Source organism: Serratia nevei, assembly GCF_037948395.1.
Classification (GTDB): domain Bacteria; phylum Pseudomonadota; class Gammaproteobacteria; order Enterobacterales; family Enterobacteriaceae; genus Serratia; species Serratia nevei.
The window spans coordinates 1289211-1301513 of the sequence record NZ_CP149940.1 but is presented as its reverse complement, the minus strand read 5'-3'; the positions used below and the strand labels follow the sequence as shown (position 1 = coordinate 1301513).

Annotated in this window: 9 protein-coding genes, 6 tRNA genes and 3 other RNA genes; 3 read left to right on the top strand and 15 right to left on the bottom strand. The window is 59.1% G+C overall.

Going from position 1 to position 12303, the window contains the following annotated elements:
• Window positions 1–44: 44 nt before the first annotated feature.
• The gene (gene aroG, locus V8N38_RS06130) at window positions 45–1097 is read right to left on the bottom strand and encodes a 3-deoxy-7-phosphoheptulonate synthase AroG (RefSeq protein WP_047568857.1); all 1053 of its coding nucleotides are present in this window, start codon (window positions 1095–1097) and stop codon (window positions 45–47) included.
• A 212-nt stretch (window positions 1098–1309) separates the two neighbouring features.
• Here aroG and V8N38_RS06125 point away from each other — a divergent pair, with 212 nt between their 5' ends.
• Genes V8N38_RS06125 through zitB form a run of 3 tightly spaced genes read left to right on the top strand, consistent with a single transcriptional unit; the run spans window position 1310 to window position 6074 of the window.
• Entirely contained in the window at window positions 1310–1915 is a 606-nt protein-coding gene (locus V8N38_RS06125) for a response regulator (RefSeq protein WP_060423720.1), read from the top strand.
• A complete protein-coding gene (locus V8N38_RS06120; RefSeq protein ID WP_147839628.1) occupies window positions 1912–5112 on the top strand; it encodes an ATP-binding protein in 3201 nt (1066 codons plus the stop codon). Before V8N38_RS06125 ends, V8N38_RS06120 begins: the two co-directional genes overlap by 4 nt.
• The gene (gene zitB, locus V8N38_RS06115) at window positions 5112–6074 is read left to right on the top strand and encodes a CDF family zinc transporter ZitB (RefSeq protein ID WP_033637476.1); all 963 of its coding nucleotides are present in this window, start codon (window positions 5112–5114) and stop codon (window positions 6072–6074) included. Before V8N38_RS06120 ends, zitB begins: the two co-directional genes overlap by 1 nt.
• A gap of 36 nt (window positions 6075–6110) precedes the next feature.
• On the opposite strand, the gene pnuC is transcribed toward zitB, so the two are convergent.
• The 14 genes from pnuC to tolB form a co-directional block, all read right to left on the bottom strand.
• Window positions 6111–6836, bottom strand: a complete 726-nt coding sequence (gene pnuC / locus V8N38_RS06110) for a nicotinamide riboside transporter PnuC (RefSeq protein ID WP_060423651.1) — start codon at window positions 6834–6836, stop codon at window positions 6111–6113.
• Window positions 6837–6856: 20 nt separating this feature from the next.
• A complete protein-coding gene (gene nadA, locus V8N38_RS06105) occupies window positions 6857–7918 on the bottom strand; it encodes a quinolinate synthase NadA (protein ID WP_147839629.1) in 1062 nt (353 codons plus the stop codon).
• A gap of 320 nt (window positions 7919–8238) precedes the next feature.
• A non-coding RNA gene (locus tag V8N38_RS06100) (RtT sRNA) lies at window positions 8239–8363 on the bottom strand.
• A 75-nt stretch (window positions 8364–8438) separates the two neighbouring features.
• Window positions 8439–8563: non-coding RNA, RtT sRNA (locus V8N38_RS06095), on the bottom strand.
• A 74-nt stretch (window positions 8564–8637) separates the two neighbouring features.
• Window positions 8638–8713, bottom strand: a tRNA-Lys gene (locus V8N38_RS06090).
• 6 nt (window positions 8714–8719) lie between these two features.
• Window positions 8720–8795: transfer RNA gene (locus tag V8N38_RS06085), tRNA-Val, on the bottom strand.
• A 45-nt stretch (window positions 8796–8840) separates the two neighbouring features.
• Window positions 8841–8916, bottom strand: a tRNA-Lys gene (locus V8N38_RS06080).
• Between the two features lie 154 nt (window positions 8917–9070).
• Window positions 9071–9195, bottom strand: a non-coding RNA gene (locus V8N38_RS06075) — RtT sRNA.
• A 15-nt stretch (window positions 9196–9210) separates the two neighbouring features.
• Window positions 9211–9286 (bottom strand) — tRNA-Lys (locus tag V8N38_RS06070).
• 7 nt (window positions 9287–9293) lie between these two features.
• Window positions 9294–9369, bottom strand: a tRNA-Val gene (locus tag V8N38_RS06065).
• A gap of 29 nt (window positions 9370–9398) precedes the next feature.
• Window positions 9399–9474: transfer RNA gene (locus V8N38_RS06060), tRNA-Lys, on the bottom strand.
• 178 nt (window positions 9475–9652) lie between these two features.
• Complete coding sequence (gene cpoB / locus V8N38_RS06055) at window positions 9653–10444, bottom strand: cell division protein CpoB (protein ID WP_147839431.1); 792 nt, start codon at window positions 10442–10444, stop codon at window positions 9653–9655.
• Window positions 10445–10453: 9 nt separating this feature from the next.
• Window positions 10454–10963: a peptidoglycan-associated lipoprotein Pal gene (gene pal / locus V8N38_RS06050; RefSeq protein WP_025160033.1), complete on the bottom strand. Its 510-nt coding sequence runs from the start codon at window positions 10961–10963 to the stop codon at window positions 10454–10456.
• A 44-nt stretch (window positions 10964–11007) separates the two neighbouring features.
• Window positions 11008–12300 (bottom strand): Tol-Pal system beta propeller repeat protein TolB, encoded by a 1293-nt coding sequence (tolB, locus tag V8N38_RS06045; protein WP_004939856.1) that lies wholly within the window; start codon window positions 12298–12300, stop codon window positions 11008–11010.
• Between the last annotated feature and the right edge of the window lie 3 nt (window positions 12301–12303).

The following is a 12303-nucleotide window of genomic DNA, read 5'->3' as shown; positions in this document are numbered from 1 at the left end:
GATAAAACAAGGGCCCGGCTGCCAGGCCCTTGTCATTTTAGCGATTATCCGCGGCGCGCTTTCACCGCCGCCGCCAGATCGCGCAGCACGGTTTCGGTGTCCTGCCAGCCGATGCAGCCGTCGGTCACGCTCTTGCCGTAAACCAGCGGTTCGCCGCTTTCAAGGTTCTGGTTGCCTTCCACCAGGTGGCTTTCGATCATCACGCCGATGATCGCTTTTTCACCGCCGCTAATCTGCCCGCAAACGTCAGCGCTCACGTCCATCTGCTTTTTGAACTGTTTGCTGCTGTTGGCATGGCTGAAATCGATCATCACCTGCGCCGGCAGCCCGGCTTTGCTCAGGCCGGCTTTGACGTCCTTCACGTGCGCCGCGCTGTAGTTCGGCTCTTTGCCGCCGCGCAGAATAATGTGACAGTCGCCGTTGCCGCTGGTGTTAACGATAGCCGAGTGGCCCCACTTGGTTACCGACAGGAAACAGTGCGGCGCGCCGGCGGCGTTGATGGCGTCGATCGCCACCTTGATGGTGCCGTCGGTGCCGTTCTTGAAGCCGACCGGGCATGAGAGGCCGGAGGCCAGCTCGCGGTGCACCTGCGATTCCGTGGTGCGCGCGCCGATGGCGCCCCAGCTCATCAGATCCGCCAGGTACTGCGGCGTGATCATGTCGAGGAATTCGCCCGCGGCCGGCAGGCCGCTGTCGTTGATCTCCACCAGCAGCTTGCGCGCCAGGCGCAGGCCGTCGTTGATGTTGAAGCTGTTGTCCATCTGCGGATCGTTGATCAGGCCTTTCCAGCCCACGGTGGTGCGCGGTTTTTCGAAGTATACGCGCATGACCACTTCCAGCTCGCCCTTCAGTTCTTCACGCAGCGCCAGCAGGCGCCCCGCGTACTCTTTGGCGGCTTGGGTATCGTGGATAGAGCAAGGGCCAATCACCACCAGCAGGCGATCGTCGCTGCCGCGGAGGATATTGTGAATTGCGCTGCGGGCCTGGGACACCGTCTTTGCTGCGCGTTCAGTGGCCGGGAATTTCTCCAGCAAAGCCACCGGCGGCAGGAGTTCCTTAATATCATTAATGCGTAAATCGTCGTTTTGGTAATTCATAGCTTTTCCATTCGGTATCGAGGGGTATTTCGCAGTGCGTAACGGTGTAGATCCCAACAATCTAGCCTGTGGGAATGGCGCTGTAAATCACCTTTGCCCCCCTCCGCTGGAACCGCCAAATTAACAGCAGATTGTGCTGTTTCATCAGGGGAGCGCAGAGCCTCCTTTTTCGCTATGCTAGCGATCGGAATATAAAGCGACCCGAGTTGAACATGCCCTCTCTGTTATTAGTTGATGACCACCCGGTGGTTCATGTCGCACTGGAAGCGGCGCTAATGAAATCATCCCGCTCCTACCGCCTGCAGGCGGCGCAGGACGACGTCCAGGCGCTGGCCCTGCTGGCCGAGGCCGCTTTCGGCCTGGTGATCCTGGATATCGGCCTGCCGCAGGTCGACGGGCTGCAGCTGTTGAAAAAAATCCGCCGCCGCTACCCGCAGCAGCCGATCCTGATCTATACCGCGCAGGAGGCCGAGGTCTATGCGCGCATGGCCCATGCCGCCGGAGCCAACGGTTTCGTCAATAAAGGCAGCTCGTTGGCAGAGTTGGTACAGGCGATTGAGCAGGTGCTGGACGGTGAAACCCACTTCCCCGCCGCCGCGCTGGCCGAAGAAGCGCCGACGGCGGACGGTGGGCTGCTCACTCCCAAAGAGCTCGAAGTGCTGGGCTTGCTGAGCCAGGGGCTGTCCAACCTGCAGATCGCCGATCGGCTGCACATCAGCAACAAGACCGTCAGCACGCACAAGAAGAACATCCAGCGCAAAACCGGCGCCGGCAACCTGCTGGAGCTGGTGGCGGTGTTTAAAGAGCTGGCGCCATGATGCGCCGCGCGCTGCTGCTGCTGATCCTGTGGTGCGGTCTGGCGCAGGCGGCGGAGCCGGTGCGCTATCAGCTGGTCAGCAATCTGAATACCCCCGAGAACATGCTGATCGTCGGCGAGAAAAATCCCTGGCGCGACCGAACGCTGCGCATCGGCATCATCAGTGAGAACACCAGCCCGTACAACATCATCGTGGACGACGATCTGTACGGGCTGAACGCCGACTACCTCGGCTATATCCAGCAGGTAACCGGTATTCGCTTCGCCATTTACGGCTTTGCCGATCTGACCCAGCTGGAGCAGGCGCTGCACGATGGCAAGGTCGACCTGCTGTACGGCATCCCGCAGAGTGAGGCGCTGCACGGCCTGGCGATCTCTCAGCCCTATTACGTCAGCAACCTGCGCGTATTGCGCGATCGCAGCAACGATCGACCGGTGATGCTCAACTCCGCCAACGCCCGCGTCGCGATCGGCGCGCTGACCGACATGCAGTCCGGCGGCGCTCTGCAGGCCGTGGCGTCGCAGATCCAGCGCTACGACAACAATCTGCAGGCGGTCTACTCGTTGCTCAACGGCAGCAGCGACTACTTTATCGCCGACGAGGCCAGCGCCAGCTTTATCATCGACCAGCTGCAGCTCGGCCAGCTCTATCAGATTGAAAGCAACGAGAACCTGGGCAACCTGTCCTTCGTGTTCGCCGCCGCCGACTCACGGCTGATAGACACGCTGGACACCGCCATCGCCGACGCGCCGATGGAGCTGATGAACGCTCTGCAGAGCCGCTGGAGCAAAAAGATCCCCAGCTACCTCGACACCGGCAATGCCGACCTGACGACGATGGAGAAGAATTGGGTGGCGAGCCACCGCGTGGTGTACTACGCCGCCATCGAGAACAACTTCCCGTTCGCCTACCGCGGCTCTGACGGCCAGCCGCGCGGCTACGCCATCGACATTCTCAACATCATCGCGCAAAACACCGGGCTGCGTTTCGCACCGCTGTGGGCGCACAACGCCGAGCAGGCCGATCAGCTGGTGCAGTCCGGCCAGGCCAGCTTCCGCGCCGCCCTGCCGCTGGCGCGCGGCGTCAAGGCGCGCTACGGCGCCAGCATGCCGATCCACCGTTCGCTGTGGGGCGTTTACGTTGGCCAGCACGCCGACGGCATTTCCACCTGGAGCGATTTGGCCGGCAAGCGCATCGGCGTGCTGCAGGGCGATTTGGCGCGGGGGCTGGTACCGGAACAGGAGCAGACCGTCAGCTTCGCCGACAGCAAGTCGATGTACGACGCGCTGGCCAACGGCCAGTTGGATGCGCTGGTGGATAACGTCATCTCCGCCAACTTTTTGGCGCTGTCGCGCTATTCCGGCGCCATCAAGCTGGCCTTTGCCGCCAACAACATCCCCTACCCGGTGGCCTTCGGCGTGCGCCGCGATCAACCTCTTCTGTTGGCGATCCTCGATAAGAATCTGATGCAGATCCCGGCGGACACCCTGCAATCGCTGCGCGACGAGTGGATCGTCGACCGCAGCAATCTTATCGACGCGGTGAATGACAACCGTATGCCGCCGCAGACCACCTGGTTGCTGGCACTGCTGGCCGCCGCCACCGTGCTGCTGCTGGCGCTAACGCTGCGCCGTTTCATGCTGCAGCGCCGTGAAAAACGCGAACGCGAAGAACTCGAGCACGCGCGCCGCCGCGCCGAGGCGGAAAACCGCATGAAGAGCAAATTCCTCGCCACCGTCAGCCACGAGCTGCGCACGCCGATGCACGCCATCCTCGGCCTGCTGGAGCTGGAGCTCAAACGCCAACCCGCGCCGGAAGGCCTGCCGGTGATATACAGCTCGGCCTCTTCGCTGCTCAACCTACTCAACGACCTGCAGGATCACGCCCGGCTGGAAACCGGTTCGCTGACGCTGGCGCCGAAACCGGTGGCGCTGCGCCCCTGGGTAGCGCGCATCGACGCCCTTTACCGGCCGCTGATCGGCGAACGCCCGTTGACGCTGAGCGTGCTGGCGGATCCGGCGCTGCCTGAGGCGGTGATTATTGATGGTGAGCGTTTACTTCAAGTGGCTAACAACCTGATAAACAACGCGATAAAGTTTACACCGCGCGGCACTATTCAGGTCGAGATCGGCTGGCGCGCGCAAGATGAGCGGCAGGGGGAATTGCGATTAACGGTGAACGACAGCGGCTGCGGCATCGCCGCCGATGAGATAGGCAAGCTGTTCCAACCGTTTTACCGCGCGCGCGGCGCGCAACGCATCTCGGTGCAGGGCACCGGTTTGGGACTGTCTATCTGCAAAGAGATCGTCGAACAGATGGGCGGCCGCATCGGGCTGCACTCGCAGCCGGGCGTCGGCACCCGCGTCGAGGTCGCGATACCGGTCGAGCTGAGCGGCGCGGCGCCGGCTGTCGCCCAGGAGGAGCACACCTATGCTCTGCCGTCTTCCGCCTTGCGTACCGCGCTGATCGACGATCACCCCACCAATTTGTTGCTGCTGGAACGCCAGCTGCGCCACTTCGGGCTGCAACCCGCCCGCTTTGAACAAGGCTATGCGCTGTTGAAGGCCCAGCGCCGGCAACCGTTCGATCTGCTGTTTATCGACTATAACATGCCGCGCCCGGACGGGCTGACGCTGGCCAGACTGATCCGCCGCGACGAACAGCGGCTGCAACGCCCGCCTTGCCGCATCGTGCTTTGCTCGGCAGACGTGCAGGAGTTTACCCGCATCCCGCCGGGGCTGGTGGCGATCGACCACTTCCTGACCAAACCGATTTCACTGGCGGCGATCGGCCAGGTATTGGCTCAGCAACCGCAGGCTCAGGAAGAAAAGTCAGTCCTTACTGACCTGCGACAAACGCTGGCCGAAATGGCAGGTGGCGATCGCGCCATGCTGCAGCGGCTGGCGCAGACGCTCGGCGATACGCTGCGCCAAGACCGGCAGCGGCTCGCGGACGCCGTCGCCGCGAGCGACTGGCCGCGCCTGGAGCAGGCGGCGCACCGCATCAAGGGCAGCCTGCTGATGCTGCAGCTGCCGGAAGCCGCGCAGCTGTGCCAGCAGCTGGTGGATACCGCACGTCGGGGCGAGCTTGCCGCCGCCGCTTATACTAAATTAAAGGCGTTAGTGGCGCAGATAGAACCGGAGCTGGACGCTCTGCTCGCCGCTGCCCCCTCTTTCGCTATGCATAAGGATGAATAATGTCGGACACTCCACACGTACACCTGCCGAAAGACAGTAATAGTAAACGCCTACTGACCGCTTTTTTAGTCACCGCCGTCTTTATGGTGGCCGAGGTGGTCGGTGGCCTGTTGTCCGGCTCGCTGGCGCTGTTGGCCGACGCCGGCCATATGTTGACCGATGCCGCCGCGCTGCTGGTGGCGCTGATGGCGGTGCACTTCTCCCAGCGCAAGCCCAACGCGCGCCACACCTTCGGCTATCTGCGCCTCACCACCCTGGCGGCCTTCCTCAACGCTGCAGCGCTGCTGGTGATCGTGGTATTCATCCTGTGGGAGGCGATACGGCGTTTCTTCGAACCGCAGCCGGTGATGGGTACCCCGATGCTGATCATCGCCGTAGCGGGGCTGCTGGCGAACCTGTTCGCCTTCTGGTTGCTGCATCGCGGCAGCGAAGAGAAAAATATCAACGTGCGCGCCGCCGCGCTGCATGTGTTGGGCGACCTGCTCGGTTCGGTGGGCGCCATCGTCGCCGCCATCGTCATTCTTGCCACCGGCTGGACGCCGATTGACCCGATCCTGTCGGTGCTGGTCTCCTGTCTGGTGCTACGCAGCGCCTGGCGGCTGCTGAAGGAGAGTTTCCACGAGCTGTTGGAAGGCACGCCGCAGGAGGTCGATATCGCCAAGCTGCAAAAAGACCTGTGCCTGAATATCCCGGAAGTGCGCAACATCCATCACGTGCATGTCTGGCAGATCGGCGAACAAAAGCTGATGACGCTACATGCGCAGGTGATCCCGCCGCATGACCACGATGGGCTGTTGCAACGCATTCAGGCTTATCTGTTGGAACACTACAAGATTGGCCACGTGACCATTCAGATGGAGTACCGGCACTGTGAGACACCGGACTGCGGTATCAACCGGGCGCCGGAGCCGAGTGAACACTCACATGCCGAAGCGCACTCCCATCTGGGACATCGTCACTAAGCCAAGAGGGCGCCACCACGGCGCCCTCTGCTGTTGCTACGGTGCGGACGAGAGCGGGTTGGAACGGTTACGCCCGGCGCTCTTGATCCACAGCCAGGAGCCGTTCAGGGCGATCAGCGTCAGAATGACATACTCCAGCGCCATCGCGTACACCCCCTGGTAAGCGAAGATCGCCACGCTGATGACGTCGATAACCACCCACAGCAGCCAGTTTTCCACGTACTTGCGCGTCATCAGGATCATCGCCACGATGGAGAGCACCATCATCGCCGAATCCCAGAACGGGAACGCGTCCGGCTGCAGTTCAGGCATCTGCACGTCCAGCCCCAGCCCTTGCATCACCGCTACCGCGATCTGCGTCAGCCAGGCGAACACGCGGTCGATGTTAAAGGTCATCAGGCCAATGCCGATGACGCAAACCGCCGCCCAGGCCAACGCTTTCGGCAACGGCAGCCAGCGGATCTGCAGCTCAGCCTGATTATCCTGGGTTTGGCGGCTCCAGGCATACCAACCGTAAATGTTGGCGCCGAAAAAGAACAGCTGCAACAGCAGGCTGGCGTACAGCTGGATCTGGAAGAAAATTACCGCGAACAGCGTGACGTTGATCAGGCCGAACAGGTAGTTGATGATTTTTTCCTTGCTGGCGTACCAGATGCACAGCAACCCGAACAGCGTGCCGATGGCTTCGATCCACGACAGATCGTAACCGCCCGCGCCAAGCGGAATGTGCACCAGAATATTGCTGGTACTGAAGAAGCTCATGAAGTCATCCTTTTAAACGGTTAAGCGTTGCCTTTAACCTGCATCTTAAGCTGAGCGGCGAAATCCAGCATGCGGTTCAGCGGCACCAGCGCCTTCTCACGCAGCGCGGCGTCCACGTGGATCTCATGCTGCGCGCCCCCCTGCTCCAGCCCTTCGGCAATCGCCTTCAGGCCATTCATCGCCATCCACGGGCAATGCGCGCAGCTGCGACAGGTCGCCCCTTCTCCGGCGGTCGGCGCTTCGAACAGCTCCTTGTCCGGGCAGGCCTGCTGCATCTTGTAAAAGATACCGCGATCCGTGGCGACGATCAGCTGTTGATGCGGCAATGTTTTCGCCGCCTGAATCAGTTGGCTGGTCGATCCCACCGCATCCGCCAACTCAACCACCGCCTGTGGCGATTCGGGATGCACCAGGATGGCCGCCTGCGGATAAAGCGCCTTCATGCGCCGCAGCGCCTGAGTCTTGAACTCGTCATGGACAATGCAGGCGCCTTGCCAGCACAGCACGTCGGCGCCGGTCTGCTTCTGCACGTAGCTGCCGAGATGGCGATCCGGCGCCCAGATGATCTTCTCGCCCAGGCTGTCCAGGTGCTCGATCAGCTCAACGGCGATGCTGGAAGTGACCACCCAGTCGGCGCGCGCTTTGACCGCCGCCGAGGTGTTCGCATAGACCACCACGGTACGATCGGGGTGGCTGTCGCAAAACGCATGAAACTCCTCTTCCGGGCAGCCCAGATCCAGCGAACATTCGGCAAACAGCGTCGGCATCAGCACCTGCTTTTCCGGGCTGAGGATCTTGGCGGTTTCCCCCATGAAGCGCACGCCGGCCACCAACAGCGTGGAGGCCGGATGGGCGCTGCCGAAGCGCGCCATTTCCAGCGAATCCGCCACGCAGCCGCCGGTTTCTTCCGCCAGCGCCTGGATTTCCGGATCGGTATAATAGTGGGCGACCATCACCGCATTGCGCTGCTTGAGCAGGGCTTTGATCTTTTCGCGATAAAAGGCTTTTTCGGCTACGTCCAGCGGAACCGGTTTAGGCGGGAAGGGATACACCGCCGCATTGACATCAAACATTTCACTCATCGCTGCAATCTCATGCTAGGCTGGGCGCCTGCCGCGTGAATATCGCCTGCCGCAACGCCCTTCGTTTTATATACTAAACAAAATACCTAAAACTGCGCGAAAAGTCCGCTGATATTTTCATATTTGCGCACCTATTGTTTAATGGATTAAAAAACACAGATATTGGTTACACAGCTCACAGCGGGAAATGGCCTGACGAGACCGTATAGCCGTTCAGAGAACAGCGTGATGATCGGTGCAGTGTTGAAACGAGAAAGCACGAATGTAGCTGACGGTGCTGCAGATGCGAAAAAAGCGCCAAAAGGCGCTTTTCTCTGAATGGGTGGGTCGTGCAGGATTGATTCGCCCTGTGGCCTCACCCTACGGGCAACGCTGCGCGTTGTCGTATCGCTACGCGATGCTCGAACCTGAACGCAGGATCTCACCCGCACGACTCGGTGAACTATGTTGGCAAAAGGATAAAGTCAGGTTTGGGTGTTACAGAAACGAAAAAAGCGCCAAAAGGCGCTTTTTTCTGAATGGGTGGGTCGTGCAGGATTGATTCGCCCTGTGGCCTCACCCTGCGGGCAACGCTGCGCGTTGTCGTATCGCTGCGCGATGCTCGAACCTGAACGCAGGATCTCACCCGCACGACTCGGTGACCATGTTGGCAAGAAGATGAGGTCAGGTTTAGATGTTACAGAAACGAAAAAAGCGCCAAAAGGCGCTTTTCTCTGAATTGGTGGGTCGTGCAGGATTCGAACCTGCGACCAATTGATTAAAAGTCAACTGCTCTACCAACTGAGCTAACGACCCGCAGTGTGGTGGGTGATGACGGGCTCGAACCGCCGACCCCCTCCGTGTAAAGGAGATGCTCTACCAACTGAGCTAATCACCCACTGCTGTGGTACTGCTATTTTTCACACCTTGCTCTATTAAAGAGTGGTGGGTCGTGCAGGATTCGAACCTGCGACCAATTGATTAAAAGTCAACTGCTCTACCAACTGAGCTAACGACCCACTGATGTGGTTTACTGCTGATGGCGAATAGGCTCTATTGGAACCGACTCGCGGAAAACAAGGATGGGGATGTTCAGGACAACTCGACGGGTACTCGACTCGGACCTTTACTTTGCCACATCAAACCGATTCTGAAGCTGCCATTCTTAAAGAATGGTGGGTCGTGCAGGATAACTCGGCCTTTGGCCTCGCCCTTGCGGGCCATCACCGGAGTGATGTTGTCTCGCTTCGCGAGACTCGAACCTTTACGGTTCTCATCCTTTACGATTCTCTATCGCAGCCATTCTTAAAGAATGGTGGGTCGTGCAGGATTCGAACCTGCGACCAATTGATTAAAAGTCAACTGCTCTACCAACTGAGCTAACGACCCATAACAGTGGTGGGTGATGACGGGCTCGAACCGCCGACCCCCTCCGTGTAAAGGAGATGCTCTACCAACTGAGCTAATCACCCACTGTTGTGGTTACTGCTACTTCAGAAATTGGTGGGTCGTGCAGGATTCGAACCTGCGACCAATTGATTAAAAGTCAACTGCTCTACCAACTGAGCTAACGACCCAATTTCCCAGCCGCTTTAACATCTTGCAAGATGTCTTGGCAACGGCGGCATATATTACTAATTTATCTTGGCAGCGCAACCTAAATTTTTTACTGATGCGTTCAACTGCTTGTTCTTCACGCGAATGAGCCCAGAAATCGGTCAAATCGACTAACTTCTGGGCTCATTTTTCTGACTGTTAACCGCCTACGCGGCTTTTCGCCTGTTTGGCCGCCGCACTGGTTGGGTACTGTTTAATCACCTGCTGGAACACGGCTTTGGCTTTATCGGCCTGCCCTTTCTCCTGCATGATGATACCCACCTTGTACATGGCGTCCGGCGCCTTCGGTGATTTCGCGTAATTCTTCACCACCACCGCAAAATAGTAGGCCGCGTCGTCTTTTTTACCCTTGTTGTAGAACAACTGCCCCAGCCAATAGTTGGCGTTGGGCTGGTAGGTAGACTTCGGGTACTGTTTTACGAAGGACTGAAAGGCGGAAATCGCCTGATCATACTGTTTTTTTTCCAGCGCCAGAGAAACAGCGGCGTTGTAGTCGCTGTTCTCATCACCGCCGCTCGGCGTTGCAGAAGCGGCTGCAGGCGCGCTGCCGCCCGCATCGGAAGATGCTGCGGCTGCCCCACCGGCAGCACCCACGGCCGCAGAGGCGCTCTGAGCGCCGCCCTGGCTGAGGCTATCCATCTGCTGATAGATTTGCTTCTGGCGTTCAACCACCTGATTCAACTGATACTGACTTTCCTGGATTTGCCCACGGAGAGAATCAATGTCGCGTTGGTTATCAGAGAGTTGTTGCTGGAGTTGGTTTAAAAGCTGGCCTTGAGCATTGCTGATGCGCTCAAGCGAGGTGACACGGTCTTCGACCGAGCCGGAGCCGACATTACTGATTGGCGCTTGGGCAGTAGCGGCCCAAGGGGCCGCTACGCCAACCAGTAACGACAGACTCAACAGGTGACGTCTGAAGTTACTGTTCATGCGATTCTCTTAGTAAACCAGAACGGCACGACGGTTTTTAGCATAAGCCGCTTCGTCGTGGCCCAGTACTGCTGGTTTTTCTTTACCGTAAGAAACGATAGAGATCTGGTCAGCGGAAACGCCTTTACCCTGCAGGTACATTTTAACGGCGTTAGCACGGCGCTCACCCAGAGCAATGTTGTATTCCGGCGTGCCGCGTTCGTCAGCGTGGCCTTCAACGGTCACTTTGTAAGACGGGTTGTTACGCAGGAATGCAGCGTGCGCGTCCAGCATCTGAGCGAATTCGGAGCTTACGTCATACTTGTCCAGACCGAAGTAAACGATGTTGTTCTTCTGCAGTTCTTGCATCTGCAGACGAGCTTGTTCTTCGGAAGACAGGTTGCTGCTGCCGTTTTCCATACCAGTGCCAGCGCCCATACCAGATTGGTCGTTGTTTGCGCTTTTGTTAGAACTACAAGCTGCTACAGCCAGAACTGGCAGTGCCAGCAGAAGCCCTTTCAGCACTTTGTTCAGTTGCATTTCTTTGATCCTTTTATAGTTTGCCATACATATTTACACATGCATCACAGATACGGCGACCAGGCAGGGAATTTGACCTGTCCATCAGTTGCCGGAAGACGCGCTTTGAAACGCCCATCAGTTGACACCAACTGCAACACGGAGCCCATACCTTGCGTGGAGCTATAGATCACCATGGTGCCGTTTGGCGCAATACTAGGCGTTTCATCCAGGAAGGTGCCGGTCAAAACCTGAACGGCGCCCGATCCAAGATCTTGTTTGGCGATGTGTTGTGCACCACTGTTGGTGCTTACCATCACCAGGAATTTACCGTCGGAGCTGACTTCAGAATCCTGGTTCTGAGATCCTTCCCACGTCAGACGCTGTGCGGCACCGCCGCTGGCGCTGATTTTATAAATCTGCGGACGCCCGCCCTGGTCGGAGGTAAACGCCAGCGACTGGCCATCCGGGAACCAGGTCGGTTCGGTGTTGTTGTTGCGCCCATCGGTCAGCTGCGTGATCTGGCCGGAGCCGAGGTTCATCACGTACAGGTTCAGGCTGCCGCTCTTGGACAGCGCGAAGGCCAGCTTGCTGCCGTCCGGCGAGAACGCCGGCGCACCGTTGTGGCGCGGGAACGAGGCGATCTGGCGGATAGCGCCGTTAGCCAGGGTCTGTACCACCAGCGCGGAACGGCCGCTCTCGAAGGTCACGTAAGCCAGTTTACTGCCGTCCGGCGACCAGGCCGGCGACATCAGCGGCTCAGGCGAACGGTGCACCGTGAACTGGTTGTAACCGTCGTAATCCGCTACGCGCAGCTCATACGGGAATTTCCCGCCGTTGGTCTGCACGACGTAGGCGATACGGGTACGGAACGCGCCCTTGATGCCGGTCAGCTTCTCGAACACTTCGTCGCTGGCGGTATGGGCAGAATAACGCAACCATTGTTTGGTCACTTTATACTGGTTCTGCGCCAATACGGTGCCCGGCGAACCCGAGGTGTCCACCAGCTGGTAGGAGATCAGGTAGCTGCCGTCGGCGCCAGGTTGAACCTGGCCGACAACCACGGCGTCGATGCCCAATGCAGTCCAGGCCGCCGGCGTCACTTCAGACGCGGAGGTAGGTTGCTGCGGCATGCGCGCCACGTCGATCGGGTTGAATTTGCCGCTGTTGCGCAGATCCGCGCCGACAATCTTGCCGATATCTTCCGGCGGCGTGCCTGGGCCCGCCCACTTAAACGGCACCACGCCAATCGGGCGAGCGGAGTCGACCCCTTGGGTGATTTCAATGCGAACTTCCGCGTGCAGCACGGACGCCCACAGAATTAAAAAACCTAGCGCTACTCGAAATGCCTGCTTCATCTC